Source organism: Hymenobacter jeollabukensis (assembly GCF_005771675.1).
Lineage (GTDB): Bacteria > Bacteroidota > Bacteroidia > Cytophagales > Hymenobacteraceae > Solirubrum > Solirubrum jeollabukense.
Window position 1 is genome coordinate 271604 of record NZ_VAJM01000003.1, and the last position, 26996, is coordinate 298599.

Annotated in this window: 24 protein-coding genes; 13 read left to right on the plus strand and 11 right to left on the minus strand. The window is 66.3% G+C overall.

The window, feature by feature from the left end:
* Positions 1–236: 236 nt before the first annotated feature.
* Positions 237–1205, minus strand: a complete 969-nt coding sequence (locus tag FDY95_RS08635) for an EamA family transporter (protein WP_138076770.1) — start codon at positions 1203–1205, stop codon at positions 237–239.
* Positions 1206–1564: 359 nt separating this feature from the next.
* Between FDY95_RS08635 and FDY95_RS08640 the strand changes: the two genes are divergently transcribed.
* The 5 genes from FDY95_RS08640 (at position 1565) to FDY95_RS08660 (ending at position 8360) form a co-directional block, all read left to right on the plus strand.
* On the plus strand, positions 1565–2350 hold the full coding sequence (locus tag FDY95_RS08640; RefSeq protein WP_138076772.1) for an SDR family oxidoreductase: 786 nt from the start codon (positions 1565–1567) through the stop codon (positions 2348–2350).
* Between the two features lie 210 nt (positions 2351–2560).
* Complete coding sequence (locus tag FDY95_RS08645; RefSeq protein WP_246073966.1) at positions 2561–4219, plus strand: M1 family metallopeptidase; 1659 nt, start codon at positions 2561–2563, stop codon at positions 4217–4219.
* A 43-nt stretch (positions 4220–4262) separates the two neighbouring features.
* Positions 4263–5795: a dienelactone hydrolase family protein gene (locus FDY95_RS08650; protein WP_138076779.1), complete on the plus strand. Its 1533-nt coding sequence runs from the start codon at positions 4263–4265 to the stop codon at positions 5793–5795.
* A 340-nt stretch (positions 5796–6135) separates the two neighbouring features.
* Positions 6136–7542: a dihydrolipoyl dehydrogenase gene (gene lpdA, locus FDY95_RS08655; RefSeq protein WP_138077325.1), complete on the plus strand. Its 1407-nt coding sequence runs from the start codon at positions 6136–6138 to the stop codon at positions 7540–7542.
* 278 nt (positions 7543–7820) lie between these two features.
* Positions 7821–8360, plus strand: coding sequence for a hypothetical protein (locus tag FDY95_RS08660; protein ID WP_138076783.1), 540 nt, complete (start codon positions 7821–7823; stop codon positions 8358–8360).
* 65 nt (positions 8361–8425) lie between these two features.
* Here the strand turns inward: FDY95_RS08660 and FDY95_RS26270 are convergent, their stop codons facing one another.
* On the minus strand, positions 8426–8569 hold the full coding sequence (locus tag FDY95_RS26270; protein ID WP_171025598.1) for a hypothetical protein: 144 nt from the start codon (positions 8567–8569) through the stop codon (positions 8426–8428).
* Positions 8570–8894: 325 nt separating this feature from the next.
* Here FDY95_RS26270 and FDY95_RS08665 point away from each other — a divergent pair, with 325 nt between their 5' ends.
* The 5 genes from FDY95_RS08665 to FDY95_RS26275 all read left to right on the plus strand — a co-directional run bounded on the left by FDY95_RS08665 (position 8895) and on the right by FDY95_RS26275 (position 11671).
* Positions 8895–9587: a hypothetical protein gene (locus FDY95_RS08665; RefSeq protein WP_138076785.1), complete on the plus strand. Its 693-nt coding sequence runs from the start codon at positions 8895–8897 to the stop codon at positions 9585–9587.
* Positions 9588–9693: 106 nt separating this feature from the next.
* On the plus strand, positions 9694–10125 hold the full coding sequence (locus FDY95_RS08670) for a hypothetical protein (protein ID WP_138076788.1): 432 nt from the start codon (positions 9694–9696) through the stop codon (positions 10123–10125).
* Between the two features lie 115 nt (positions 10126–10240).
* On the plus strand, positions 10241–10648 hold the full coding sequence (locus FDY95_RS08675) for a hypothetical protein (protein WP_138076791.1): 408 nt from the start codon (positions 10241–10243) through the stop codon (positions 10646–10648).
* A 296-nt stretch (positions 10649–10944) separates the two neighbouring features.
* Entirely contained in the window at positions 10945–11178 is a 234-nt protein-coding gene (locus FDY95_RS08680; RefSeq protein WP_138076794.1) for a hypothetical protein, read from the plus strand.
* Positions 11179–11509: 331 nt separating this feature from the next.
* Entirely contained in the window at positions 11510–11671 is a 162-nt protein-coding gene (locus FDY95_RS26275; RefSeq protein ID WP_165822070.1) for a hypothetical protein, read from the plus strand.
* Between the two features lie 75 nt (positions 11672–11746).
* Here the strand turns inward: FDY95_RS26275 and FDY95_RS08685 are convergent, their stop codons facing one another.
* The 7 genes from FDY95_RS08685 to FDY95_RS08715 form a co-directional block, all read right to left on the minus strand.
* On the minus strand, positions 11747–12349 hold the full coding sequence (locus FDY95_RS08685; RefSeq protein ID WP_138076797.1) for a hypothetical protein: 603 nt from the start codon (positions 12347–12349) through the stop codon (positions 11747–11749).
* 224 nt (positions 12350–12573) lie between these two features.
* Entirely contained in the window at positions 12574–13128 is a 555-nt protein-coding gene (locus FDY95_RS08690) for a dihydrofolate reductase family protein (protein ID WP_138076800.1), read from the minus strand.
* 54 nt (positions 13129–13182) lie between these two features.
* Entirely contained in the window at positions 13183–13623 is a 441-nt protein-coding gene (locus FDY95_RS08695) for a VOC family protein (protein ID WP_138076803.1), read from the minus strand.
* A 297-nt stretch (positions 13624–13920) separates the two neighbouring features.
* On the minus strand, positions 13921–14913 hold the full coding sequence (gene rlmF / locus FDY95_RS08700; RefSeq protein ID WP_138076806.1) for a 23S rRNA (adenine(1618)-N(6))-methyltransferase RlmF: 993 nt from the start codon (positions 14911–14913) through the stop codon (positions 13921–13923).
* A gap of 76 nt (positions 14914–14989) precedes the next feature.
* Positions 14990–15697, minus strand: a complete 708-nt coding sequence (locus tag FDY95_RS08705) for a lysoplasmalogenase (protein ID WP_138076809.1) — start codon at positions 15695–15697, stop codon at positions 14990–14992.
* Positions 15698–15793: 96 nt separating this feature from the next.
* A complete protein-coding gene (locus FDY95_RS08710) occupies positions 15794–16651 on the minus strand; it encodes a hypothetical protein (RefSeq protein WP_138076812.1) in 858 nt (285 codons plus the stop codon).
* Between the two features lie 214 nt (positions 16652–16865).
* Positions 16866–19127, minus strand: coding sequence for a beta-1,3-glucanase family protein (locus FDY95_RS08715; RefSeq protein WP_138076815.1), 2262 nt, complete (start codon positions 19125–19127; stop codon positions 16866–16868).
* A 522-nt stretch (positions 19128–19649) separates the two neighbouring features.
* Here FDY95_RS08715 and FDY95_RS08720 point away from each other — a divergent pair.
* Positions 19650–20195: a DUF1697 domain-containing protein gene (locus FDY95_RS08720; RefSeq protein ID WP_138076818.1), complete on the plus strand. Its 546-nt coding sequence runs from the start codon at positions 19650–19652 to the stop codon at positions 20193–20195.
* A 209-nt stretch (positions 20196–20404) separates the two neighbouring features.
* On the opposite strand, the gene FDY95_RS08725 is transcribed toward FDY95_RS08720, so the two are convergent.
* Positions 20405–20917 carry a cold-shock protein gene (locus tag FDY95_RS08725; RefSeq protein ID WP_138076821.1) on the minus strand — a complete coding sequence of 171 codons (513 nt, stop codon included), beginning with the start codon at positions 20915–20917 and terminating at the stop codon, positions 20405–20407.
* A gap of 151 nt (positions 20918–21068) precedes the next feature.
* On the opposite strand from FDY95_RS08725, the gene FDY95_RS08730 reads away from it, so the two are divergent.
* Both FDY95_RS08730 and FDY95_RS26940 read left to right on the plus strand, forming a co-directional pair.
* The gene (locus tag FDY95_RS08730) at positions 21069–23108 is read left to right on the plus strand and encodes an amidohydrolase family protein (protein WP_138076824.1); all 2040 of its coding nucleotides are present in this window, start codon (positions 21069–21071) and stop codon (positions 23106–23108) included.
* Positions 23109–23252: 144 nt separating this feature from the next.
* Positions 23253–26363 carry an SBBP repeat-containing protein gene (locus FDY95_RS26940; protein WP_138076827.1) on the plus strand — a complete coding sequence of 1037 codons (3111 nt, stop codon included), beginning with the start codon at positions 23253–23255 and terminating at the stop codon, positions 26361–26363.
* A gap of 85 nt (positions 26364–26448) precedes the next feature.
* On the opposite strand, the gene FDY95_RS08740 is transcribed toward FDY95_RS26940, so the two are convergent.
* A complete protein-coding gene (locus FDY95_RS08740) occupies positions 26449–26994 on the minus strand; it encodes a GNAT family N-acetyltransferase (protein ID WP_138076830.1) in 546 nt (181 codons plus the stop codon).
* Positions 26995–26996: the final 2 nt, after the last annotated feature.

Genomic DNA, 26996 nt, shown 5'->3' on the forward strand with positions numbered 1-26996 from the left:
GCCCACCAAACCCCTATGGAACAGCCCGGCCAAAGCCCGGAACACCTCTTGCACAGTGTCAGGCTTTGGCCGGAATGGTAATCAGTAATTGTGTGGGTAGCGGAATAGCGGAGCGAGTACGATTGGTGCTGCAAAGGTGCGCTGCCCGGCGGCGGCGCTCCAGGCCATTCCGGCGAAGGCACCGAAAATTCAAACAAACCCCACGAAATCGGGTACGAGCCGGCGCCCGCCGGGCTTCAGCGCCGCGTCGGCACGGCGTCCGCACCGGCGACGGGCACGGCCGGCTTGCGGCGGCCACCGAGCACCACCAGCATCACCGCCAGCACGATCAGGACCGCCCCGCCACCCATCTGCGCATTCAGCGGCTCGCCGCCCACGGCCTGGCCCAGCAGCACCGCCACCACCGGGTTGACGAAGGCGTAGGTGCCCGCCAGGGCCGGCTCCACCGTGCGCAGCAGCCAGATGTAGGCCGAAAAGGCTATCCACGAGCCGAACACCACCAGGTAGCTGAAGGCCACCCAAGGCTGCCAGCCGATGCCGCCGAGGTGAAACTGCGCCGCCTCGCCGTGCAGCAACCCGGCCAGCAGCAGGAAAAATCCGCCGCAAAGCATCTGCATGCCCACGCCCAGGAAGGGTGAGCCGCCCACCGGCTTCTGCTTCGATACCAACGAACCCACCGACCACATAAAGGAGGCGCCCAGCACGATGGCCACACCCAGCACCGGGTGCCCCGGAATGAGCACCGCCGCCGCCGGGCGGGTGCTGGCCAGCAAATACAGTCCGCCCACGCCCAGGGCCAGCCCCGCCGCCACCGTGGCCGTGGGCCGCGGCGACACCCCGCTCAGCCAGCCCAGCACGGCCAGAAACATCGGCACCGAGGCCACCAGCAGGGCGGCCAGGCCCGAGGGAATGTACTGCTGCGAAAACGTGGTGCCGCCGTTGCCAAACAGCAGCAGGCACAAGCCCACCACCGCGGCCCGGCCCCAGTCCTGCCGGGTGGGGCCGGGGCCGCCGCTGAGCCGCACGGCCGCGTACTGCACGCTGCCCGCCACCAGAAAGCGCAGGCCCGAGAGCAGCAGCGGGGGCCAGGCCGTCAGCGCCGTCTTGGTGGCCAGGTAGGTAGAGCCCCAGATCAGGTAAATGGCCAGCAGCGCCGCGCCGATGAGCAGGGGCGCGGGGCGGGCAGGAGAGGAAGCAACGGACATACGGTTCAACAGCGCAACGCCGCGCCAACCAGCGGCGCAGCCTTCTACGAGGCCGCAAACCTACTGGACGCCCCGGCGGCATCCAACCCGGATCTTGCGGCCGACGTGTCACCCCACCGTCATTGCGAGCGAAGCGAAGCAATCTTTCCTCTCGCGGCACAAACGGTGCAACACGTACTACCCGAAAACAGCACCGCCCGAAACCTCGCGTCTGTATTTTCGGGCTGTGCTGTTTTGGGTTTGTATGTATTCTGGCGGCGGTGCTACTAGAGGAAAGATTGCCGCGCTTCGCTCGCAATGACAGCGGGGTGAACCGCTGCAAGCGCCACCGTAGCCCGCCAACTGCTTACCTTGGCGGTATGAGCTTTCAGAACCAGGTGGTGTGGGTAACGGGCGCCTCGGCCGGTATCGGTGAGGCCCTGGCGCGGGCATTTGCCCGGGCGGGTGCCCGCCTCGTGCTGTCGGCCCGCAACGAAGCCGAGCTGCAACGCGTGGCCGCCTGCACCCCCGCCGAAACGCTGGTGGTGCCGCTGGATCTGGCCGATGCCGCCAGCCTGCCCGCCAAGGTGCAGCTGGTGCTGGCCCATTTCGGCCGCCTCGATGTGCTGGTGAACAACGGCGGCGTGAGCCAGCGCAGCCTGGCGCTGGAAACCTCGCTGGAGGTGGACCGCCGCCTGATGGAGGTCAACTATTTCGGCACGGTGGCGCTGAGCAAGGCCGTGCTGCCGCAGCTGCTGGCCCAGGGCAGCGGGCGCATTGTCACCATCAGCTCGCTCGTGGGCAAGTTCGGCACGCCCTACCGCTCGGCCTACGCGGCCAGCAAGCACGCCCTGCACGGCTTTTTCGACTCGCTGCGGGCCGAGCTGCACGGCTCGGGCGTGGGTATTACCATCCTCTGCCCGGGCTTTATCCGCACCGGGGTGTCGGTAAATGCGCTGACCGGCGACGGGCGCGCCCTCGGCACCATGGACGAAGCCACTGAGCAAGGCCTGGCCCCGGCCGAATTTGCCCGCCGGGCCCTGCCCCTTATTGCCCGCGGCGAAAACGAAGCCTACATTGGCGGCCGCGAAACCCTGGGCGTGTTCCTGAAGCGCTTCGCGCCGGGCTTGTTTGCCCGGTTCCTCACGCGGGCCAAGGTGCGGTAGCAAGGATATGTATTTGGTAACGATGGTTACTGGTAATGATTTTGAAACTGGTAACTGTTATTACTAGTGCGCACTCAGTTGTGAATAATAATCTGAGTGGCGACGCAATGCGGCTATAACAGCGCTGATTCGTCGAATCTGCCGGCCCGACGCAGCTTCAGCCGTGGGTACGGTGTATTTTTCGCCATGCGTTTCCCCTCTGCTTTTTCCGTGCTTCGGGCTGCTCTGGGCGCCGTGGCCCTGCTGGCCTTGCCGCGCTTCGGCACGGCCCAGCTACTGCAAGCCAAGCCCGCCTTCACCCGCGCCGACTCGCTGCGCGGTACCCTCACGCCGCCGCGCAGCTGCTACGACGTCAACTATTACCACCTCGACGTCAAGCTCGATATCGGCCAGAAGGCCATCAGCGGCTCCAACCTGTTCCGCTTCACCGCCACGCAGGACTTCACGCGCCTGCAGTTCGACCTCTTCGCCAACCTGAAAGTGGAGCGCGTGGCCTACAAGGGCCAGAACCTGCCCTTTACCCGCGAGGCCAACGCGGTGTTCGTGACCTTCCCGCAGCCCATCCGGCAGGGCAGCCGCGACGAATTCACCGTGTACTACGGCGGCAACCCCACCATTGCCCAGCGTGCCCCCTGGGACGGCGGCTTCGTGTTCACCGAGCACGGCCCCGGGCAGCCCTGGGTGGCCACAGCCTGCCAGGGCGTGGGCGCCAGCATCTGGTGGCCCACCAAGGACCACCAGTCCGACGAGCCCGACTCGATGCTGATCAGCGTGACGGTACCCAAGGGGCTGACGGACGTCTCGAATGGGCGCCTGCGCAAAACCACCCAGCTCAAGGGCAACCTCACGCGCTTCGACTGGGCCGTCACGAACCCCATCAACAACTACGACGTGGCCCTGAACGTGGCGAACTACGCGCACATCGGCGACACGTACCAGGGCGAGAAGGGCCGGCTGACGCTGGACTACTGGGTGCTGCCGGAAAACGTGGACAAGGCCAAAAAGCAGTTCGGGGCCAACGTGAAGCCCATGCTCAAGGCGTTTGAGTCGTGGTTCGGGCCGTACCCGTTTTATGAAGACGGCTACAAGCTGGTGGAAACGCCGCACCTGGGCATGGAGCACCAGAGCGCCGTGGCCTACGGCAATAAGTACCTCAACGGCTACCTGGGCCGCGACCTGTCGGGCACCGGCTGGGGCACCCGGTGGGACTTCATTGTGGTGCACGAAAGCGGCCACGAGTGGTTCGGCAACAACATCACCTCGAAGGACATTGCCGACATGTGGATTCACGAGTCGTTTACCACCTACTCGGAAAGCCTGTTCGCCGAAAGCCAGTTTGGCAAACCGGCCGCGCTGGAATTTTTGCACGGGATGCGGCGCAACATCCAGAATGACGCACCTATTATCGGGCCCTACGGCGTGAACCGTGAAGGCTCGGGCGACATGTACCCCAAGGGCGCCGTGCTGCTGAACATGGCGCGCACGGTGATTAACGACGACCAGAAATGGCGGCAGATTCTGCGCGGGCTCAACCAGCAGTTCTACCACCAGACCGTCAGCACCGAGCAAATCGTGGGCTACATCAACCAGCAGGCCGGCCGCGACCTGACCAAGATGTTCGACCAGTACCTGCGCCACCCCAGCATCCCCACTCTGGAAATCCGCTTCGAGCCGGATGGCCGCCCCGTGGCCCGCTGGATTGCCGACGTGCGCGGCTTCGATATGCCGGTGCGGGTGCGCGCCAAGGGCGGCGAATGGCGCCTGATTCAACCCACGACGACGTTTCAGGCCGTCGACGTGCCCGGTCTGAGCAAGGACAACCTTGAAGTCGACACGTTCAACTACTACATCGGCGTGCTGGTGGAGTAGGGGCGCCGTACGTTTGCGCCCTCTCTCAATCTTACCAGTTTCCATGCTCCGACTACTCGCCCTGTGCATCCTGGGCCTCATTGCCCGGGCGGCCCACGCGGGCGCCGGCTTCGCCGACCTTCAGCCCGGCCCGCACAGCGTCGGCTTCCGCGTGGTGCAGCAGTACGACTACTCTCGAGCCTACCGCGAGACAACCGACCTGGTCACTGGCAAGCCCTACGCGGGCGAGCGGGCCCGGCCCGTGCAGACGCTGGTGTGGTACCCGGCGCAGAAAGGCGGCAGCCCGCTGCGTTATGCCGATTACGTGCGCACCGAGGCCACCGACGAAATCTTCGGCCGCCCCGAAGCGGAGTTGACGGCCTACCTGGATGGCCGGCGGCAGTGGGCCATGGCCCGAATCGGGGCCAAAGCCGCCCAGGCCATGCTGGAGCAGCGTATGTGGGCCGTATCGAACGCCGCGCCCGCCGCCGGCAAGTTTCCGGTGGTCATCTACGCGGCCGGGGGCGGCGGGGCGGCCCACGAAGCGGCCGACTTCTGCGAGTACCTCGCCAGCCAGGGCTACGTGGTGCTGGCCAGCCGCAGCCTCGGCACCCGCACCTACCCGATGAACTTCGACCCGGAAGGCCTCGACACCCAGTCCCGCGACATTCGCTTCCTGCTGTCCTTCGCCCACACCCTGCCCCAGGCCGACGCCGCCCACGCGGCCGTGGCCGGCTGGAGCTGGGGCGGCCTGGCCAATGCCCTGGCCGCTGCCCAGGACAACCGCATCGGCGCCATCATCAGCTTCGACGGCACCCAGTACCGCGAGCAAACCAAGGCCATTGCCCGCACCCGCCTCACCGTGCCCTGGCTGTACGTGCAGCGCCGGCCGGCCTCCGTGCGCGAGCTGGCCGCCGACGGCATGGAAACCACCGCCATCCTGCTCAACGAGGCCCGGTACGCCGACCTTTACCACGTGGTGATGAACCCGCTGGAGCACATCGACTTTTCGACGGCGGCCCTGCGCGTGGCTTCGCCGGCGCATTTCACCGACTACTCCCGCGCCGAAGTGAAAGCCGCCTACCGCTGGAGCTGCCGCTACGCCCTCGAATTCCTCAACTTCACCCTGAAGGGCAACGCCACCGGCCAGCAGTTTCTCGACCGCACGCCCGCCCAAAACGGCGTGCCCGCCCACACCGCCCTGGCCTACCACCTGCCCGCCCAGGCCGGCCCGGTGCCCACGCAGGCCAGCTTTGCCGCCGCGCTGGCCCAGCAGGGCTTTGGCAAGGCCCTGGACATCTACCGCCGCCTGCAGCAGCAGGAGCCCACGTTTGCCCTCTCGGAAGGCGCCCTGAACACCTGGGGCTACCAGCTCATGCGCGAGGCTCACGATTTGCCCGCCGCCCTGGCCATCTTCCGCCTCGGCACCGAGGTCTACCCCACCGACGCCAACCTCTTCGACAGCCTGGCCGAAGCCGACGAAAACAACCACGACACCGCGGCCGCCATTCAGCACTACCGCCGCTCCCTGGAGCTGAACCCCGGCAACACTAACGCCCAGCAGCACCTGAAGGCGCTTGGAGCCGCCGGGCAGTAGCCGGGCGGGCAGCAGAACGACAACTCCCCTCCTCAGATGAGGAGGGGACGCTTTGGCGCCAGCCAAAGCTGGGGTGGTTGACCGTCGTTGCTGACTCCAGAACAGTTAGTCCGAACGACTCTGCGCCCTCTGCGGCAACTTCCGCGCCCTCTGCGGGCTAAACAACATCAGCAACGACGCAACCACCCCAGCCGTTGCTGGCGCAACGGCGTCCCCTCCTCCAATGAGGAGGGGAGCTGACCGCTCATCAACCTTTCCCGCGGCCGCCGTGTTTTCCCTTACGGCGCTGGGCATTCTGCCTTACCTTTGCCCGCAGCGCTTCATCAACCCGATTTTCAGCATGAACCAATACGACGTTACCGTCATCGGCTCCGGCCCCGGCGGCTACGTGGCGGCCATCCGCTGCGCCCAGCTCGGCTTCAAAACGGCCATCATCGAGAAATACGACACGCTCGGCGGCACCTGCCTGAACGTGGGCTGCATTCCCTCGAAGGCCCTGCTCGACTCCACGGAGCACTTCCACAATGCCGGCCACACCTTCAAGGAGCACGGCATCGAGCTGAGTGGCCTGCAGATCAACATGAACCAGCTCATCGACCGCAAAAACGGGGTGGTGAAGGCCAATGTCGACGGCATCCAGTTCCTGATGAAGAAAAACAAAATCGACGTCATCAAGGGCGTCGGTTCGTTCATCGACAAGAACCACATCAGCATCGTGCCCCGCGAAGGCGGCGAGGCCCAGCAGATTGAAACCAAGAACGTCATCATTGCCACCGGCTCCAAGCCCACGGTGCTGCCGTTCATCGCCCAGGACAAGGAGCGCATCATCACCAGCACCGAGGCCCTGAACATCCGCGAGGTGCCCAAGCACATGATTGTCATCGGCGGCGGCGTCATCGGCCTGGAAATGGCTTCCGTCTACGCCCGCCTCGGCGCCAAGGTGTCGGTGGTGGAGTTCATGGACTCGCTCATCCCCACCATGGACCGCGGCCTGGGCAAGGAGCTCAAGCGCATCCTGGGCAAAATCGGCATCGAGTTCTTCCTCTCGCACAAAGTCACCGGCGCCACCCGCCAGGGCGACACCGTGACGGTAACCGCGACCAATCCCAAGGGCGAGGAAGTGAAGTTTGAGGGCGACTACTGCCTGGTGGCCGTGGGCCGCGTGCCCTACACCGCCGGCCTGAACCTGGAAGCCGCCGGCGTGCAGCTGGAAGAGCGCGGCCGCATCAAGGTCGATGAGCACCTGCAAACCAACGTGCCCGGCATCTACGCCATCGGCGACGTGACTCGGGGCGCCATGCTGGCCCACAAGGCCGAGGAAGAAGGCGTGTTCGTGGCCGAGCGCATTGCCGGCCAGAAGCCCCACGTGAACTACCTGCTCATCCCCGGCGTGGTGTACACCTGGCCCGAAGTGGCCGGCGTGGGCTACACCGAAGAGCAGCTGAAAGAGCAGGGCCGCGCCTACAAAACCGGCTCCTTCCCCTTCCGCGCCTCGGGCCGCGCCCGCGCCAGTATGGACCTCGACGGCTTCGTGAAGGTGCTGGCCGACAAGGAAACCGACGAAATCCTGGGCGTGCACATGATCGGTCCGCGCATCGCCGACCTCATTGCCGAAGCCGTGACGGCTATGGAGTTCCGCGCCTCCGCCGAGGACGTGGCCCGCATGAGCCACGCCCACCCTACCTACGCCGAAGCCATGAAGGAAGCCTGCCTGGCCGCCACCGAGAACCGGGCGATTCATATGTAATCCTGCACGGCAGTAACCGTATGCGGATACAGTGCAATGTTTGCAAAGGCAGCCTGCTCATGGCTGCCTTTGTTTTGTTAATGGGGTGTGGGGGGCAGCCGGCGGATCAAACCCAGGCTACCGCTCCGGTAGCTGAACCAGCGGTAGCGTCAGCGGCTTTCGTGATGCCAGCCCCGATGTCCAACCTTGCAATCCACGATAGTATAGGGCCCGTGGAGCTGGCTTGGCAACGGGTGGACCTTTCAGGCTTGCAAACGGCCGCCGCTAGCGGAATGCAAGTGGATACGCTTCTGGGAAGATTCCTGCAGGTGCGGGAAGTCGACCAAGCTCCACGGCTGTTTTACCAACCAACTCCAGGCTCAAGTGTCTGGACTGAAGTTCAGTTGGCACTGCCTGAGTGGGACGATAATTCGTGGTGGCGCAACGGCAATGGCACAGTTGTCCTTGATACACTGAATTTGGACGGTCGCGGAGCGCCCGAAGTTTTAGCCACCGTCGAGACGTATCACATGGGCTCGGGAAGTGGCAGCCGCTGGGTGTACCAAGCCGTGCTGGATGTTAGCGCCAAACCGGTTTTGCTGCTGAGGGGCTTAACGGAAATCGAGGAAGAAACTCATGGCCCCGGGGCAGAGGGTACGCCTGCGGATGAATTAGTCGTTAGCTGTGAAAGGAAAATGGCGCTGCGTAACCACGAAGTGGTTGTTGGAGCTACTTACACGGTAGGTAAGCCCGACTCAGTTACCTGCGCTATCCTGACGAAGCTCCCCGCCGGCCGCTACCGCTATCAGCACGGCAACATTGTTCGCGTCGGGAACTAGACAACCAAAAAGCCGCCCGCCACAACGTGGCGGGCGGCTCCCGTTTCAGCAGTACCTGGCGGCGGCTACCCTAGCAGCTCGTCCCGGCGGCGGGCAATGCCGGCTCTGGTGGTGGTGAACAGCGCGGTCAGGGTGTCGTTCTGCTCTTCGTCCACGTCGTCGATGAGGGCGGAGCCGGGGTCTTGGCAGATGCGCTTCTCCCGCCGCAAGAAAAGCCTCTGAGCAGTTAAGCAGGCAGAAACAGATGGAGCACAAGCATACGACGCGGGAGTAGTCCATTCACTCACCTGTACCCGAGCATATTCTATTTTTCCCAGCTTTTATCTGAATGCAGCAAAAGGCGAAAAAACAGAAAAAGCTTGAAATCGACTGGATATAGCCCGAAAAAACGCCTTGGGGACTATTGATGACCAGAAAACCACTCGAATATTTTTCCCGAGAGTTATTTTATCTGCAAAAAAGCTAGGAAAAAGCAGATGAGCTTGCCGCTGACTGTTTATCTTCCCCCAGGACTAGTTATTCCCATCCCTGCTAATGGCTACCACCGATACGCCCGCCGCTGCGGCGGCTCCGAAGCCTAAACGCTACCGCGGCCAGTTGCCGCTGACCGAAACGCTGCTGGCCAGCCTCGCCCTCACCGTGGCGCGGCACTGGCAGCAGGCCGAGCTGCCCGCGCTGCTTTGGCTCAGCAAAGCCGACCTGCTCGCCCAGGCCGAAGCCTACGAGCAGCACCGCACCGCCGCCGACAACTCCGGGGATGAGCGCCCGCCCCAGGCTCGCCGCCTGCTGGCCCTCGACAAGGAGTTCGATGCGGCGCTGAAGCACGTGAAAAACTACCTGAAGGAGGCCTACGACTGGGAAACGGCCCGCGGCTACCTGCCCGCCTTCGGCATCAGCACGGCGCGGTATACGCTGCCCCGGCGGCGCGTGGAGCGGGTGCAGGCGCTGGCGAAGCTGCTGGAAAGCCTGGCCGCGCACGGCCTGGCCGACCGCAAATACGGCAGCACCTACTGGCAGCCCCGCTACGCGGAATACGCCGCCCTGGTGCAGCTCAGCCTCGATTCGGCGGGGCAGCGCAGCGGCAAGGTGCGCACGAAGGTGCTGGGGGAGCGGCAGCTGCGCCAGGCCTTGCGGGCCCTCATCCACCACATCAAGGCCAACTACCCCACCACGCACAACGCCCAGCTGCGCGTCTTTGGCTTTCAGAAGGAGAGTTACGACGGGTAGCGGCCCGGCGTCTGGCAGCTGACTTGGGGCGGACCGTGCGTTGGCCGGCCCCGAAACCGGTTACATTCGGGCGCCGCTGACCCCCGACCCGCACCCCGCCTCCCCCATGCCCGCGCCCGACCCGCTCCGCTTCACCAACGCCGCCGCCACGGTGCAGCCCGACCCCGAGGGCTTCGCGCTGATGCGTTGGCAGCCCGGCCCGCACACCCTGGCCGACTACCAGGAGGCTATGAACGCGCTGCTGCGCATCATCCGCGCGCTGGGCACGGGCAAGGCGCTGGTGGATAACCGGTGGGTCGACTCCATCACGGTGGAAGAGCAGCAGTGGGTAATGACGCACTGGCTGCCGCGGGCCGTGGTGCAGGGCAATTACCGCTACGCGGCCCTGCTGAGCCGGCCCGAGCTGCTGGCCTGGCTGGGCAGCGTCGATCAGCAGCTGCTCGGCTGGCCCCAGGCGCCCACCTACGTCGCCTTCGACGAGGAAGCAGCGGCCCGGCGGTGGCTGCGGCAGCAAGTCGTGGTCGGCTCGCACATCTGAGGCAGCCCGGCCGGGCCCGGGCACAACCTTCCGGCCCGCGCCTGCGAATAACAGAGTCCCGACCAGCGCCTTGGCCCTAAGGCGGCGCGGTGCTGGCCCCTTACTCCGTACGGCTATGGGCAAGAAGCACAAGAAGAGCAAGAAGCAGGACAGCGTGTCGGACAGCCTGCTCGACGCCACGGCCCTCTCCATCAAGAAGTACCGCAAGGTCACCGATGAAATTGCCAAGCTCAGCCCCCTGCAGAAGCTGGTGGGCGGGCTGGCGGTGGTGGCAGCGGGCTACTACTACCTCAAAAACCTGCAGCACTCGGACGATTGGCGCGACTCGCCGGTGGCCGGGCTGCTGCCGCTGCCCTGGCGACCCGCGCCCCGGCACCAGGCAACTTACCGGGAAGCCGACATCGAAGATGCCGACGCCGAGCCCGTGCCCCCGCCGCGCCCGCACAAGGCTCACAAAGCACATAAGCCGGAGAAGCACGCCCACGACTTCGGCAAAAAAGCCGCCAGTCCCGACGACGAATAGCGCAGCTGCAACAGTAGAGACGCGACCCATCGCGTCTCGTCGTTGGACGGTTGGCGTTGAATGGCTGGCGTTGAACGGTTGGCGTTGAACGGCACACCTGTAACAACTTCAGCAACGATTGAGACGCGATGGGTCGCGTCTCTACGTCAACGGGTGGGTGGGCCACTGCCGGGCTTGCGGCTCGGCAGTGGTGTTAAGAATGAGCATGGCGGCAACCTTCCGCCGGGCAGTTGCGCATACTCCCTGTTCGGCCCACGCCACCGGGGCTCCTCTTTCCACATTCAAGCACTTGCGTCATGACGAAGAAAAAAACCAAGGCCGCGAAGAAGAACAAGTCCCTGCTCAGCGGCGCCGCCAAGTCGCTGCGGAAGCTGAGCACGACCAAGAAAGTGGTGGGCGGCTCGGCCCTGTTGGCCCTGGGCCTGGGCTACCTGGCGCAGCGCCGGGGCCTCTTCAGCGCCCTCATCGGCGGCGACACCGACGCCAACACGGGCGAAAGCCTGAGCTCCATGGAAGGCGCCCGCCTGTAAGAACGAGCCGGCGGCTAGCGGCTTTCCTGCTACCCGCCGCCTGCCGCGCCCGGCAAAAACAGCCCGCGACTGATGCCCCGCCCGCGTCGGCCGCGGGCTGTTTGTTGACGCGTTTTTGGCGGGCGGCATCGGCTTTTTTGCCCGCGGACCATCGGTAGCGCCGTCGGGCCGGGGTCGATTGGGCGGCGGAAAGACTGATTTGCTATAAAAAGTTCAGTCTTTCCGAATAAAATTCGCTGGAACTGATCCTTTTAGGGTAGTTCGTAGTTACAGGCATATGTCAACTCCCAACAGACGCCCCCGTGGGGCAAAAGCCGCCGAACCGGCCCCGATGGTTACCCTCTCGCACGCCGAGCACATGGAGAAGCTCCAGGCACGCGAACAGGGCAAAACCGTGATGTACAAGCAGGACGCTTGGGGCCACATCGAAACCCGGTTTGTCCGTACCCAGAACGTAAAAGCCTGGGAAGCCAAAGGATTTGTGGTGCGTTAGCCGCCACGCTATACCGACTTGCACTAGTTGTAATTGCCCAGGGCCTTGCTCTGGGCAATTGTGTTTGGGACCCGCCTACCGCGCCCGCGGCGGGCACTGCCGGGCCGGACAGGCCACCAACGCCCGGGCCGGCAAGCCGCCGGGCCCGTCGTCGAGGCTGAAGCGAACGGGCAGCGGCAGGTGGTAATAATCCGGCCGCAGCCGCGGGGCCACCACTTCGATGGGCGTTTCCTGGTCGATGGGAGTGCCGCCGTACTCCTGCTCGTAGTGCAGGTAGGGCGCGTCGGCGGTCGGCGCGGCGGAATCGTGGCGGCGCACGCGGTAGCCGATGTGCAGGCGCACCAACCCGGCGGGGCGCACCGTGGGCCGGGCGTACCAGGCGGGGCGCTGGGTTTCGCGCAGCTCCTCCAGCCAGCCCTCTGTGAATTCGATGGTGTAGGCCCCGTAACGGATGCGGCGGGGCGTAACCAGCACGGTATCGAGCAGCACGCCGGCGGCCCGGGCTTCGGCGGCGCTGGCGCAGGATAGTATTTGGGGCCCTTCTTCGTGCGTGAGGTGGCTGCCCATCACGGCCAGGGCGTAGAGCAGGCCGCCCAGCACGTTGTAGAGGCAGAAAATACCGAAGGGCAGGGCCAGAAACCACCACAGGGGCCGGCTGGATTCAGGAGCGTTGGACATGGGCGCGGAAGGCAAAGTAAGATCTGGCCCAAAGGTGCCCGACCGGCCGGCGCCGGCGCTTGATAAATATCAATTTCCACCGCCGACGCCAGAAGCACGAACCGCCCTCGCAACTTGCTGCGGGGGCGGTTCGGCGTGTGAGTTGGAAGTGGCTTGCTGGGGGCTACGTCATAGGCAGAGCGTGGTAAAGAACACCGTCAGTTGAGAGGGAAGAACCGGGCTTATCAGCCGCGTTTGGGCTCGTAGTGCTGCACCACGATGCCGCAGGCAAAGGCCTGGGCCCGCACCAGCGTCAGGGGCTGGGTGCCGCTCAGCTCGCCGAAGATGGGCAGCCCCCGCCCGATGGCCACCGGGTTGACGAACAGGTGGTACTCGTCGATGAGGCCGTGGCGGATGAGGGCCGAGACGAACGTGGCCCCGCCGTAGGCAATGATGTCGCCCCCGGGCTGCTGCTTGAGCTGGTTGATTTCGGCCACCAGCTCGCCCTGGGCCAGCGCGGTGCCGGGCCACTCGGAGTGGGTGAGCGTGTGGGTGAAAACCACTTTCGGGGTGCCGTTCATCGTGGCGGCGCCTTCGGCCTCGGGGTGCGCGGCCCAGTGCGGAATGAAACCCTGCGCGAGCTTGCGCCCGAGCACGATGCAGTCGACGGGCGTGGTCAGGGCCGTGACGTAATCCTTCAGTTGGTCGTCCCAGGCGAAGGTCAGCCAGTCCATTTCGCCGTTGGGGCCCGCCATGAAGCCGTCGACGGTCATCTGCACCTGCAGCTTTAGTTTTCTCATCGGAAGTAGTTGCTGGTTGTGCGGTGTACGCCGGTTAAGATAAGCCGCCGGCCGTTACGCCTGGGTTTCGGCCGGGGCGGCCGTCGCGGGCTGCTGCGCGAAGCTGGGGTCCATGTAGAGGATGTTCCAGAGGTGGCCGTCGAGGTCCTCGAAGTTGCGGGCGTACATGAACTCGGCGCCGTGCTCATCATCCGGCAGCGACTGGCCCCCGCCTCCCAGAGCCGCGTCGACAAGGCGGTCGACCTCGGCGCGGCTGTCGACCGAGAGGCAGATGATGGCTTCGTTGGCCTGGCGGGCGTCGGTAACGGCTTTGGGCGTGAACGTCTGGAAGAAGGCTTCCACCAACAGCATCACGTAGATATCGTCGCTGATGACCATGCAAGTGGCCTTTTCGTCGGTGAACTGCGGATTGAACTGGAAGCCAAGCCGGGTGAAAAACGCCACCGAAGCGTTCAGGTCGCGGACGGGCAGGTTGACAAAGATTTTAGTTGCCATGGTCGTGAGGTTAAATGGTTACATGACAAAAATACGGCGTCAATCAGCCCCAGGGGTAGGCTAAATGCGACAACCTGCGGGGTGGATTGCGACAAAATTTTTAGCAATTCAGGATGTAGATTAGGGTTGATGAGCCGGCAGCCGGAGGGGCTGCTGCATCCGCGGTAGGAGGCGTAGATAGGGGATAAAAGAACGTCATGCTGAGCTTGTCGAAGCATCTCTACCGCTTCGTTGCGTCGTTCGGTAGAGATGCTTCGACTGCGCTCCGCATGACGGTCTTTTCCAGTGGCCTTGCGCTTAGAAGGCCGGCGCCGTCGGAGCCGCCGGCGCGGCCCAGCGCTTCTGCCGCCACTGCTGCCGCTCTTCGGCGCTCAAATACGTCCAGGCCACGAAGCGGCTCACCTTGTGGCCCTGCGTCATCGGCACGGTGCGCACCTCGATGGCGCCCAGCTTCTTCAGCGACTTGTAGAGGCCCGGCAGCGTGTCCTTCTTCGACACCAGCGTGGTAAACCAGTAGCAGTTGGGGCGCAGGTGGGCGCTTTCCTCGGCCATGCGCCAGAGGAAGGTAGCCTCGCCGCCGGGCGTCCACAGCTCGTGGGCCTGCCCGCCGAAGTTCAGCACCGGCACGGGCGCCCGGCCGGTGCCCAGGTTGCGCGCCTTGCGCTGGCTGGCCGCTTCCGCTTCGGCGGCCGAGGCGTGGAAGGGCGGGTTGCACAGGGTCAGGTCGAAGTGCTCGGAGGGCTTCACCACGCCGCTGAAGATGTCGGTAGCGTGGGGCTGCAGGCGGATATCGACCACGCCGCTGAGCGGGCGGTTGGCCGCCACAATCTGCCGGGCCACGCGCACGGCCAGCGGGTCGACCTCGGTGCCCACGAAGCGCCAGCCGTACTCGTGGTGGCCGATGATGGGGTAGATGCAGTTGGCGCCCACGCCCACGTCGAGCACCCGGATGCCCTTGCCGCGCGGCACCACGCCCGCGTTGTCGGCGGCCAGCAGGTCGGCCAGGTGGTGCAGGTAATCGGCGCGGCCGGGAATGGGCGGGGTGAGGTAGCCGGCGGGCAGGTCCCAGTTATCGATGCCGTAGAACTGCCGCAGCAGGGCCTGGTTGAGGGCTTTTACGGCGGCCGGGTTGGCAAAGTCGACGCTGGCCTCGCCGTGGACCGTCGTCACGAAGGGCGCCAGCGCGGGCGAAGTGGCGGTCAGCTGCGCGAAGTCGTAGCGGCCGCGGTGGCGGTTGCGCGGGTGCAGGCCGTCCTTGTCGGCAGGGGAGGGGGCAGAAGCAGGCAGCATAGGGCAGGCGCAAAAAAGGGAAGTGGTCGGCGACCCGCAAGCCGGGCTGCCGGATACAAAGCTAGCCAGCCCGCCGTCAGGCGCGGGCCCGGGCCGGAGCGGGCCGGGGCTCGGTCACGGTTTCGTGGAGCAACAACCCGCGCACGATGCTCAGCTGGGCAGCGCAGTAGGTCAGCATGATCCAGAAACCGGCCAGCGGCAGCGGCGCGAGAAACTTGTTTAGGGCCAGCACGGAGTCGGATACCAGAAACAGCGCCGCCCCGGCCGTCACCCACCAGGCGCTGCGGGCGGTGGTGCGCCCGGTGCGGGCCAGCGCGCCGAGCACCATCAGCACCAGCACGGCCGCGTACAGCAGCACCGGCAGCCGCAGCGGGCCCAGGTGCGGATATAGGGCGGTGAGCAGCAGCACGCCCGCGCCCACCACCGGCGCCGCCAGCCACCAGTGCTGCCCCGTAGTGCGGGCCGGACCGCCCCATTGGTGGCGGCGGTAGGCCCACAGGTAGCCCAGGTGCGCCCCCAGAAACGCGAGCAGCCCGCCGATGAAAAACAGCGGCTGCCGGTCCGACTGAAACAGCAGCAGCACGTCGCCGAGCCAGGACAGGGCCAGGGCGGCCAGCACCGCCGGGGCCGGTCGCGGGGCCGCCTGCTGGTAATACAGGCCCAGACTGAGCAGCAGCAGCGGTTTGCAGGCGTAGTGCAGGGCGGGCGGCAGCGCGGGTACGAGCATGGCCAGCAGCTCGCCGGCGGTGGCCAGCACGAACAGAAACAGGAAGGCGTTTTTCATCGGGGCGGGAGCAGAAGCCTAAGGAAGCAAAAAGCGGCTCACGCCCGCCAGCTGCCGGCATGAGCCGCCGTTTCGTCGGCGCCAGACTGGCCCGGTTCAGACCTTGATCTTGATGCTGATCTGCTTGCCGGCGTAGGGCTGCAGGGCGCGCAGCTCCTGGTCGATGCGGGTGCGCCAGGCGGCCGTCCGGCTGCGGTCGGCGTACGCCTCGCTGTCGTACTGATCCTGCAGCGTCTGGCACTCCGTCATTACTTTCTGGTACAGCGCGTCCTGCTGGCGGGCCAGCTCCCGGGTGTCGGGCGTCTGCTCCTGAAACAGCTTGGTGAGGCGGCGGGCGTACACCTCGCTGATGTCGAAATGAATCTGCTCGTGGGCCAAGGTCTGCTCCGCGTCGCGGGTGCCCTTGAAGTAGGAGTTCTGGCAGTCGAAGTAAGTTTCCACGCTCAACTGCACCGCGCCGGTGTAGAGGCGGCCGGCGTAGTGGTAGCGGATGCCGCTGTTGGTGGCCGCTTCGAAGGGGCGGTTGGCCGGGCTGCCCTTGAAGTCGGCGCGGCGCAGGGGGCGCAGTGGGTGCCACAGCAGCTCCTTCTCGTAGGGCGTCACGTCGGCCACGCGCAGGGCCCGGGCACGGATGCGGTGGCAGGTGCTGCCCAAGGGGCTGGGCGGGCGGTGCTCGTCGATGCGCAGCACGTTGGCCCCGAGCTGCCGGGCCCGCGCACTGGCCAGCGCCACCACGGTTTCGTACTCGCAGTCGACGCTCAGGCCCGCGTCCTTGATCTGAATGGTGCCCAGCTCCTGCGCCGGGGCGTCGAAGGGCTCGGTTTCTTTCACCACCACAAAGCCCTCCTGTTCGGGCAAAGGCGGGGTGGCGGGGGCGGTGGTTTTCACCACGACGCTCGGGGCGCAGGCCGGCAGGCTCAGCGCCAGCCAGACAACGGCGGCAAGGCGTTTCATCGAAGTATAAGTGAAGACAGCGGGTCCGCACGGAGTAGCTGAAATCAGCCCGCAAGGCCCCAGGTTAGGGTGGAATATCCCCGCAAAGTTCGCACAAAACGCCCGGCTACCCGCGCCGTGCGCGGGGTTGGCGGCCCCAGGGCCTCGCCACGAAGCGCGAAAGGGCTGCCCCACGCCGGGGCAGCCCTTTCGAACTGCTAATTGCCGCGGCGGCTTACTTCATAAAGCGCCGCGTCAGGGTTTGCCCATCCTTACCCGTTACCACCAGCGTGTACACGCCGGCCGGCAGCTTGGTCACGTCCATTGTGCCATCTGCTTCCAGCTGTCCGCTGATGACGGGCTGGCCGTACTGGTTCCGGATGCGGTACTGCGCGCCGGTCAGCGGGGCGTCGGTGCTCAGGCGCAGCTGGTCCACGGCCGGGTTAGGGTAGAGCACGGCTGTCAGCAGGCTGCCCGCCGACTCGGTTTTTTCCGGCTGCACGGCGTGGCTCAACTGGCCAAGCGTAGGGGCCGTGGCCGCCGCGCGGGCGGCGCCGGCCTTGCTGATGCGCACCCAGTTGAGGTTCCAGCCGGCCGACTGGGCGTAGATGCCGAAGTTGTAGGTGCCCGCGTTGATGGTGACGGTCTTCGACACGGTGGTCCAGGTTTGCCAGCCACCGGTGCCCGGAATGGTGGTGTTGCCGAACTGAATCGAGCCCGCGTTCAGGTCCGCGGAAATGGTGCCGCCGCTGGCCCCGCTGGCCACCCGGTACTCGATAAGGTAGCTGCCGGTGGTGGGGAAATTAATGTTGTTCCACACCAGGTAGTCGCCCGCGTCCACGTAGCCCATGTCCTGCCCGCCGCCGGTGTCGGAGCAGGCTTCCACCGTCATGCCGTTGTTCACGTTGGCGGCTTCGGCCTGTAGCGTCACGCTGAAGGCCGCCGAGGCCGCGCGCACCCGCACGGAGGTGGCTTTGTCGTTCCAGTTGCTGGTGCCCAGGGCGTTGTTCACCAGGCAGCTGTTGCCGGCGCTGCCCACCGTGAGGGAGCTGCCCGAGAAGTTGTCGTTTTCATACAGCACCACCTCGTAGCCGCTGTTCACTTTGAGCGAGGAAATGTCGTCGTTTAGGATGCCGCGGCTCTGCAGGGCGCTCAGGGTGTAGTCGCCCACGGGCAGGGCCGTGGCGGTGCCGGTGTAGTTGCAGTCCTTGTACATGGTAGCCACGCCCGATACCGGCGGCTGGCCGATGCCCACGAAGCCCCCGAACGTGGCTACCACCTTGGTCGGCTGGGGCGTGTGCAGGGTCGAGGACTGGTCGTTCACGTCGTCGTAGGCGAAGCCGTAGCTCAGGTTGTCCACGCTGATGCCGCCCTGGTGCCAGAACTTGGAGTAGTAGTTGGCCGGGCCGGTCACGTAGTACTGCGCGGCGTTGTACCAGTTCTGCTGGCCGGGGTTGGTGGTCGTGGTGTTCACCACGTGGCGGTTGATGGCCGCGCACAGCTGCGACTGTACCACCAGGTCACAGTCCCCGTCGCTCACGCGGTTGTCCAGGGCGCCCTTGCCCTCCAGCACTTCCTGGGTCGTGGGCTTGCGCGCCACGATGCCCGTGCGCCCCGCAAAGCCGCCCGACTGGCCGACCACCGTCAGCCGCCCGTTGCTGATGCGACCCTTGAATACGCCCGCGTCGCCGGCGTAGAAAATCAAATCCTCGTTGACGTACTTGCTCCAGATGGCGTCGAGGTAGGCGCCGAAGTAGTTGGCGTAGGCCCCGCCCGCCTGAAACGGCGCCGACTTGCCGGGGCAGGTGATGGTACCGGCCGAGGCGTTGCGCAGGCCCTGAAACTCGGTCGGGGCGAAGCTCTGGTAGGCCGCCAGGATGTCGGCGTGGCTTTTCTGCTCGCCGGCGCGCTTGTAGAAGCCGCCCCCGCCCCACAGCTCCAGGCCCATCGGGTAGTTGTAGGAGTCCACGCGCGTGGTGTTGCCGAAGAAGCCGTACTGGTTGTTCGTCAGCTCGATGAACTCGTAGCGGATGCCCTTGTTCGGGTCGTTGGGGTTCTGAAAGTCCGGCGCGGCGTAGCCCGAGGGCGCCCCCGAAGCACCGAAGAAGTACAGATACAGCTGCTGGCCCTGCGAAATGAACACCCGGCAGCCCGCGATGTAGGGCAGCGTAAAGGTCTTGTTCGGAATGCTGCTCAGCCGCGTAAAGCAGGCCGCGTACTTGGAATTCTGCCCCGGCCCGGTGTTGCCGTTGTAGGTCGGCCCCGTCACCGTATTGTACGAGGCCGACATGGGCAGCACCTGCCCGTTGGCGGCATTGATCCACACGTGGTTGCCGGCCCCGTCGATGCCCACGATGGCCACGTACAGGTCGGTGTCGGCGTAGGGCGAGTTGTTGGCAATGGTAAACGGAATGCTGCCCTGGGCCCGGGCGCCGAGCGGCCCGAGCAGGGCCATGAGCAGCACGGTCAGCACTGACAAAAGGGTAGTTCTTTTCATGGGGAGTTGGTTGTGGTGGGAAATGGTAGAAAGCACGCCCGGCGCGGCGTAGCAGCACCGGGAAAAGCAGGCGCACCCCCGCCTCCCGGCCGTAGCGGCGGCGAGGCGGTGACGAAGTCAGCGGAAACGATAGCGCAGCGGGGCGTCGGCAAGGCGCGAATGGCGGGGAAACCACCGGCCGGCCCGGGCTGCGGAGCCTAAGCTAATGGGCTTTTACCCGGAAATAAAAATGCCGTTTCGGCCCGTTCTGGCTGGCTCCGGTCGTGGCTGCACGCTTAGCGCACACACCGCCGCGCCGCTGCCTTTCCCTGCTTTTTTCGCCCCAAACCCCGGCTTGTCTAGTCGGCAGGCAACAGGATGAACTTGCCGTTGCCGGTTAGGCCACACGTTCGGCGCGGATAAAAAACAATCGGTTGGCTCGATTTTTTTTGCACTTACCTCAGCCGGCTGGTATTGCTCCGGCTCCCCGGCTGCCTGCCGGCCCCGCGTTGCGCCGCCGCCTTTTCCGTAGCTTGCCCGCCTATGACGACCACCTACATTGCCCTGCTGCGCGGCATCAACGTGGGCGGGCACCGGGTGAGCATGGAGGCGCTGCGCCAGCACCTGGCCGCCCTCGGCCTGCAGCGCGTGCGCACCTACATCCAGACCGGCAACGTGTTCTTCGACGCCCCCGCCGACCTCGACCGCGCCCAGCTCACCGCCCGCATCGAACAGCATCTGCAACAGGCCCTGGGCTACGCCGTGCCCACCTTCCTGCGCACCACCGACGAATTGGCCCAGCTGCTGGCCCTGCAGCCCTTCGGCCCCGACCCGGCTCCCGACACCCAACGCCGCTGCCTGATGCTGCTGGCCCAGCCCGCCCCCACGGACCTAGTGCTGCCGCACCGCTCCCCCAAGGGCGAGTACGAAATCGTCCACCTCACCGGGCAGGAGGCCTTTGTCGTGTGGCACCTGCAGGATGGCCGCCCGCCCTCGTCCACCACCTTCCTCGACAAAACCCTGGGCAAGCTCACCACCACGCGCTTCGTGCACACGGCCGTCAAAATCCTGGAAGCCGCCCGGCAGTAAGCCTCACCCCCGGCCCCCTCTCCAAGGGGGAAATGCGCATCAAGCATTTCTTCGGGGGAGCCTAACGCCTTGCCCGTACCAGCCCCGACTATTACCCGTAATAAAAAAACAAACCGGCCCGCCGCTCCAAGGAGCAGCGGCCGGTTTGTTTATGCCTTGACGTCAGGCTCCCCCTCTCTTTTGGAGAGGGGGCTGGGGGGTGAGGCCCCCTACTCCGCGGCGGGAGCCGCCGGGGCAGCCGAAGCGGCCGGCGGTGCCGGAGCTTCGTAGCGGCGCACGCCGGTAGCGTTCAGGCCTTTGGGCCCGCGCATCACTTCGAAGGTCACCTTGTCGCCCTCGCGCACCTTGTCCACCAGCTCGTTGACGTGCACGAAGATGCTGTCCTGGCTTTGCTGGTCCTTGATGAAGCCGTAGCCCTTGGCCGTGTTGAAGTTGGTGATGATGCCTACGCGGGCCGACGAGCCCGAAGCGTCGTCGTCGTCGCGGCGGCGGGCACCGAGCTGGATGTCGTCCAGGCTGATTTCCTCCCGCTTCTTGTTGGGGTCGGGCGGCGTGGAGGTGATGTTGCCGAACTCGTCGACGTAAGCCAGCATGTCTTCCAGGTTCTGGCCTTTTTTGGCATTGGCCTGACGCTCCTCGCGGCGGCCTTCCTTTTCCTGGCGCTTCTTCTGGCGCTTCTTCTCGTTCTCGCGTTTGTTAAATCCTTCTTGTCCTTTTGCCATGGTTTACTGCGGGGAATGAATACTGCCGGACCGCGAAGTACCGCGGGCCGCCGACAGACGGATGAAGATAGGGCAAAAAACAATTGCCACCTTGTAATAGCGCACAAAGCCTCTCACTTTGTTCCCGCCCGCCGCTACTATCTCGCCTCCGATGAAACAAACCCTGCCCCCGCTGACCGCCCTGCTCCTCAGCCTGCTGGCGGCCGGAGCCCGGGCCCAGACCCCCGCCCCGGCCGCCGACAGCGCCACCTTCCTGCTCCACAAGTTCGAGCAGCGCATCGGCAAGGAAACCTACCGCCTCACCCGCTCGGCCCAGCAGCACACCTACGACGTGCAGTTTCGCTTCGTCGACCGGGGCACGCCGGTGCCGCTGCGGGCGCGCTTCACCCTCACCCCCGGCGGCGAGCCGCTGAGCCTGGTGGCCAAGGGCAATACCTCCCGCTTCTCTACCATCAACGACTCGCTGCAGATGCTCGACGGCGGCACCCGCCTGCGCGTCCATCACGCCCAGGGCGAGGATATAACCGACCTCAAGCTCGACCCCAAAGCCGCGCACTTTCCCACCAGCGGCTACTCGCCCGCTACCGGGCAGTGGCTGCTGCTGCGCTACTGGCAGCAGCACGGCCGCCCCGCCGCGTTGCCCTTGCTGCCCGCGGGTACGGTGCGCATCCGCGAAGACGGCCACGACACGCTCACCTTCGAGAACCGGCCCCTGGTGCTGACGCGCTACGTGCTCAAGGGCCTGGTGTGGGGCAACGAGCTGCTCTGGACCGACCCCCAGGGCCGCCTCGCCTGCATCATCACCAACGACGCCGAGGGCGACAAAATCGAGATGCTGCGGCAGCCTTACGCCGCCCTGCTGCCCACCCTCATTGCCCGTGCCGCCACCCACGGCATGCGCCTGTTCGCCGCCGAAATGGCCGCCGGCCCGGCGCCCGGCCCGGCCCCGCAAACCGCGAAATCAACCAAACCCGCCGTGTTGGCCATCGTCGGCGGCACCGTTATCGACGTGGTGCAGGGCATTTCGCTGCCCCGCGCCACGGTGCTGGTGGAAGGCGGCAGGATTACCCAGGTCGGGCCCGCCGACAAGGTGCGGGTGCCCAAGCAGGCGCAAGTCATCCGAGCCGAAGGCAAAACCATCGTGCCGGGCCTCTGGGACATGCACGCCCACTTTCAGCAGGCCGAGTGGGGCCCGGCCTACCTGGCCGCCGGCGTCACCACCGTGCGCGACTGCGGCAACGAGTTCAGCTACATCAACGCCATCGAGCAGGCCATCAACTCGGGCCGCGGCGTGGGCCCGCGCATCCTCAAGGCCGGCATCATCGACGGGGACGGCAAACGCCCCCTGGGCATCGTGCGGGCCAATAACGCTGCCGAAGCCGCCCAGGTGGTGCAGCGCTACAAGGCCGCCGGCTTCCAGCAAATCAAGCTCTACAGCTCCCTGCGGCCCGACGTGGTACAGGCCATCTGCCAGGAAGCCCACCGGCAGGGCCTCACGGTCACCGGCCACATCCCCGACGGCATGACGGCCCTGCAGGGCATCAACGCCGGCATGGACCAGATCAACCACCTGCCCTTCGTGGCCCAGCTCTTCACCAACCGCCCCGACCGCACCCTGGTGCTCGACGACACCACCGCCACCCGCGTCATCGGCATCCTCAAGGCCCGCGGCACCGTCATCGACCCTACCCTTGGCGTCTACGAAATCACCGCCCGCAGCGCCCAGGACGACATCCGGGCCATCGAGCCCGACTTCCAGCGCCTGCCCCAGCCCCTGCAAGCCCTGTTTCAGAGCATGGGCACCACGCCCGAGCGCGCCGCCCAGGCCCGGCCCATCCTCGCCAGCTTCGGCCAGCTCACCCGCCGTCTATACGACGCGGGCATCCCCATCGTGGCCGGCACCGACATGGGCTTCCCCGGCAGCAGCCTCGCCCGCGAGCTGGAGCTCTACGTGCAGGCCGGCCTCACGCCCCTGCAGGCCCTGCAGTGCGCCACCATCACCCCCGCCCGCGTCATGCAGCTGCAGCAGCGCAGCGGCTCCATCGAAGCCGGCAAGCAAGCCGACCTGCTCATCCTCGACGCCAACCCCCTGGAGCAAATCCGCAACGTCCGCCGCGTCCGGCTCGTCATCAAGGAGGGCCAGGTGTACGAGCCGGCACGCATGCGGGAGCTGGCGGATTTTGGGAAGTGACGGACGCGCTCAGCACCCAACTAAGAGCCAGAAATTCGTTATCAGGCCGGCTTGGCGTAGTTTGGCGGGCAGGTCTGCACGCACTATTCAAAGCGAAGCAGCGCCGGCCACGGTAGTTTTTCATTTCCCATCCTTTACGCTTGCATGAAACACCCATTACGCTCACTTATTCCCGTAATCCGCCGCGCGCCCTGGCTGCTGCTGCTCATGCTGCTGGCCGGTAACGCCGCCCACGCCCAGACCACGCCCGCCTTCGGCGCCGCCTGGGCCACCGGCACCGTGGCCTCGCCCCTGAACAGCCTGAGCTATATCAGCGCTACCGCCCGCGACGCGGCCGGCAACGTGTACGTAGCCGGCAACTTCATCGGCACCACGGGCTTCGGCAGCCTCTCGCTCACCAGCACCGACCCCTACGTGCCCTACGGCGGCGGCGACGCCTTCGTGGCCAAGCTCGACGCCAGCGGCAACTACCTCTGGGTGCGCAGCGCCGGCGGGCTCAACGGGGACGGCATCACGGCGCTGGCCGTGGACGCCGCCGGCAACGCCTACGTGACGGGCATCTTCGGTACCCTGGCCACCGGGCTTACGCCCAGCAGCGCCGCCATCACCATCGGCACCACCACGCTGACGGCTACCACGCCCGGCATCGACAACAAGTTCGTGGCCAAGCTCGACGCCGGCGGCAACTGGCTCTGGGCCCGCCGCACGGACACCCGCACCGACCGCTTGGCCGTGGATGCCAGCGGCAACGCCTACCTGACGGGCTCCTTCAGCACGGCCACGGCCACGTTCGGCAGCACCACGCTTTCCAACGCCGCGGCCGGCACCTTCGGCAGCTCCGTCTTCCTGGCCAAGCTGGACGCCGCGGGCAGCTGGCTGTGGGCCAAAGGGGCCGGCGACACCGGCACCAACGCGGCCCGCGACGTGGCCACCGACGCCAGCGGCAACGTGTACCTGAGCGGCTCGTTCCAAAGCTCGATTGCGCTGGGCAGCACCACGCTCACGGCCAGCGCGGCGGGCGCCGCCTTCGTGGCCAAGCTCGATGCGGCCGGCAACTACCTCTGGGTACGGCAGCTCGCCGCCCAACCCTTCTTGGCCGCCGACGGCAGTGGCAACGTCTACGTGGCCGGTCTGTTTCAGAATTCGATTACGCTGGGCAGCACTACGCTTAGCGCCGGCACGGCGGGCTACGCCGGCTACAGCGTTTACTTGGGCAAGCTGAGCGCCACGGGCGCCTGGCTCTGGGCTAGCGCCTCCAGCGGCAGCGGCACCCTTAGCTATCAGTCCACCACCAACATCGGAGGAGTGGCCGTGGACGGCAGCGGCAACGCCTACGTAACCGGGCAATTCAACGACCTGGCCATCAGCTTCGGCAGCAGCACGCTCACCAACACCTCCGCCTACTCCTCGGCGGCCGACGCCTTCGTGGCCAAGTGCGACGCGCAGGGCAGCTGGCTCTGGGCCCGGCAGGTGACCGGCGCCGACAGCGAGGGTAGTGTCGGCCTCGGCGCCGATGCGGCCGGCAACGTTTGGCTGGTTGGGTACACCGTGGGCGAGATGGTACGCCTCGGCAGCACCACCCTCACCGTCGCCAACAGCTTCAGCATCGGCTCCCGGATATTCAGCTTCGTGGGCAAGCTCGACGCCCAGGGTACCTGGCTCTGGGCCCGCGCCCCCGACAACGGCGGCAGCGGCAGCCAGTGCACCCAGTCCGTGCCCGACGGCAGCGGCAACCTCTACGTGGCCGGTTCCTTCAGCGGCACCGTGGCCTTCGGCAGCACCACCCTCACCAGCCGCGGCTACGACGACGTCTTCGTGGCCAAGCTCGACGCCAGCGGCAACTGCCTCTGGGCGCAGCAGCTGGGCAGCGCCGGCCCCGAGGTAGCCTACGACCTGGCCCGCGACGCCAGCGGCAACGTGCTGGTGACGGGCTTCTTCGGCGGTACGCTCACCCTGGGCAGCACCACGCTCACCAGCCCCACCACGTTCGACCCCCACGCCTTCGTGGCCAAGCTCGACGCCAGCGGTACCCCCATCTGGGCCCGCAGCATCGGCACCTATTCGTATCCCAGTGCCAATAACCCGCGCTACGGCAATTCCCTGGCCACCGACGCCAGCGGCAACGTGTGGTTGGCCGGCGCCTTCAGCGGCACCGCCACCTTCGGCAGCACCTCCCTCACCGCCACTTCCGGCTACGCCCCCGATGCCTTCGTGGCCAAGCTCGACGCCAGCGGCACCTGGCTCTGGGCCCGGCAGGCCGTCGGCAGCGCCCATGACGACGTGCGCGGCCTGGTCCTGGACGCGGCCGGCAACGCGTACCTGGTCGGTTCCTCCGTCAGCAATACGCTCAGTTTTGGCTCCGTTTCCCTCAGCAATACCAACCCAGGCAGCAACGGCTTCGTGACCAAAATCGACCCGGCCGGCACCTGGCTCTGGGCCCGGCAGGTGGGGGCCAACGTGGCCGACGTGGCCCTGGATGCCGCCGGCAACCTCTACGTGGCCGGCAGCTTCTTCGGCGGCCCGCTCACCCTGGGCAGCAGCACCCTCGCCAACCGCGGCAGCTCCGACGTGTTCGTGGCCAAGCTCGATGCCAGCGGCAACGCCCTCTGGGCCCGCTCGGCCGGCGGCGCCGCCTACGACGTGGCTCAGCGGCTCGTGCTGGCCCCCAACGGGACGCCCTGCCTGATGGGCTCATTTGCCAGCACGGCGGCTAGCTTCGGGGCATCCTCGCTCACCGCCAACGGCATCAACGACATGTTCCTCTCCCAGCTCGACGCCCAGGGCAACTGGCTCTGGACCGCCCAGGCCGGCGGAGCAGGCAATGATTTTGGTCAGGGCCTCAGCGTCGACGCCAGCGGCAACCTGTACCTGAGCGGCTATTTCGACGGGCCCACGGCCAGCTTCGGCGCCCTCAGCCTCACCTCAGCGGCCTCGGGCAAGGAGCGCGGCTTCGTGGCGCGCCTGCCGGCCGTCGTCACCAGCCAGCGCCCGGTCGCCCGCCTGGCTCCCTTGCAGCTCTATCCCAACCCCGCCGCTGGCCGCCACGTGCGCCTGCTGGCCACTGACCTGTCGGGCGCCACGGCCGAGTTGCGCGTGCTCAACAGCCTGGGCCAGCTGGTGCGCCACGAAACCCGGCCGCTGCCTGCTCGCCGCCTGGACTACACGCTGGAGCTGCCCGCGCTGCCCGCCGGCGCGTACACCGTGCAGCTGCGCACCGCCGCCGGCACGCACACCGGCCAGCTGCTGCTGAACTAGCAGCGGCTGCTCCCAACGCCAACGGCGCCCGTCTGCTTCGTGCAAACGGGCGCCGTTGGCGTTTAGGGCCGGGCCTTTTGAGCTGCTAGGCCAGCCCCAGCCGCTCCAAGTCCTCACGGCGCAGCTCCCAGAGCTTCACCGGCTGCTCGAAGTTGAGGCTGCCCGGCGTGCACACGTGCTCCCGCACGAAGCGGAAGCCCAGCTGGGCCAGCGCGTGGTTGGGCGCCGGGTTCAGCGCGTACGGCTCGCAATACAGCCGTTGCAGCGCGTAGGCCGCGAAGAAGCGCGGCAGCGCCAGCCGCACCAGCTGCCGCCCCAGGCCCTGCCGGCGCCCCGGGGCATTCCACAGATGCAGGTGCATGTAGGCCTGCTCGCCGGGCCGGATCTGGTTGATGTTGCAATGCCCCACGGCCCGCCCATCCACTTCCCAGATCAGGCAGTACGATTGTTTTTCGGGCAGCGGGGTGTTGAGCTGCTGGGTGAGCATGGCCGTCCAGCCGGCGCGGTCGGGCACTTTAGCCAGATCCACGCCCATACCGGTCAGGTGCGCGGGCGCAGAACCCAGCCAGTAATCGGCAATGCGCGGAATGTCGTCGGCACGCAGCTCGCGCACGGCTAGGGTAGGGGGCATGG

Coding starts and splice junctions, on each gene's coding strand:
- FDY95_RS08670 (WP_138076788.1), top strand. CDS start 9,694: ATGCCCGCGCCCGACCCGCTCCGCTTCACCAACGCCGCCGCCACGGTG.
- FDY95_RS08675 (WP_138076791.1), top strand. CDS start 10,241: ATGGGCAAGAAGCACAAGAAGAGCAAGAAGCAGGACAGCGTGTCGGAC.
- FDY95_RS08640 (WP_138076772.1), top strand. CDS start 1,565: ATGAGCTTTCAGAACCAGGTGGTGTGGGTAACGGGCGCCTCGGCCGGT.
- FDY95_RS08635 (WP_138076770.1), bottom strand. CDS start 1,205: ATGTCCGTTGCTTCCTCTCCTGCCCGCCCCGCGCCCCTGCTCATCGGC.
- FDY95_RS26940 (WP_138076827.1), top strand. CDS start 23,253: ATGAAACACCCATTACGCTCACTTATTCCCGTAATCCGCCGCGCGCCC.
- rlmF (WP_138076806.1), bottom strand. CDS start 14,913: ATGCTGCCTGCTTCTGCCCCCTCCCCTGCCGACAAGGACGGCCTGCAC.
- FDY95_RS08730 (WP_138076824.1), top strand. CDS start 21,069: ATGAAACAAACCCTGCCCCCGCTGACCGCCCTGCTCCTCAGCCTGCTG.
- FDY95_RS08650 (WP_138076779.1), top strand. CDS start 4,263: ATGCTCCGACTACTCGCCCTGTGCATCCTGGGCCTCATTGCCCGGGCG.
- FDY95_RS08695 (WP_138076803.1), bottom strand. CDS start 13,623: ATGGCAACTAAAATCTTTGTCAACCTGCCCGTCCGCGACCTGAACGCT.
- FDY95_RS08705 (WP_138076809.1), bottom strand. CDS start 15,697: ATGAAAAACGCCTTCCTGTTTCTGTTCGTGCTGGCCACCGCCGGCGAG.
- FDY95_RS08685 (WP_138076797.1), bottom strand. CDS start 12,349: ATGTCCAACGCTCCTGAATCCAGCCGGCCCCTGTGGTGGTTTCTGGCC.
- FDY95_RS08715 (WP_138076815.1), bottom strand. CDS start 19,127: ATGAAAAGAACTACCCTTTTGTCAGTGCTGACCGTGCTGCTCATGGCC.
- FDY95_RS08720 (WP_138076818.1), top strand. CDS start 19,650: ATGACGACCACCTACATTGCCCTGCTGCGCGGCATCAACGTGGGCGGG.
- FDY95_RS08710 (WP_138076812.1), bottom strand. CDS start 16,651: ATGAAACGCCTTGCCGCCGTTGTCTGGCTGGCGCTGAGCCTGCCGGCC.
- FDY95_RS08680 (WP_138076794.1), top strand. CDS start 10,945: ATGACGAAGAAAAAAACCAAGGCCGCGAAGAAGAACAAGTCCCTGCTC.
- lpdA (WP_138077325.1), top strand. CDS start 6,136: ATGAACCAATACGACGTTACCGTCATCGGCTCCGGCCCCGGCGGCTAC.
- FDY95_RS08725 (WP_138076821.1), bottom strand. CDS start 20,917: ATGGCAAAAGGACAAGAAGGATTTAACAAACGCGAGAACGAGAAGAAG.
- FDY95_RS26275 (WP_165822070.1), top strand. CDS start 11,510: ATGGTTACCCTCTCGCACGCCGAGCACATGGAGAAGCTCCAGGCACGC.
- FDY95_RS08665 (WP_138076785.1), top strand. CDS start 8,895: ATGGCTACCACCGATACGCCCGCCGCTGCGGCGGCTCCGAAGCCTAAA.
- FDY95_RS08690 (WP_138076800.1), bottom strand. CDS start 13,128: ATGAGAAAACTAAAGCTGCAGGTGCAGATGACCGTCGACGGCTTCATG.
- FDY95_RS08740 (WP_138076830.1), bottom strand. CDS start 26,994: ATGCCCCCTACCCTAGCCGTGCGCGAGCTGCGTGCCGACGACATTCCG.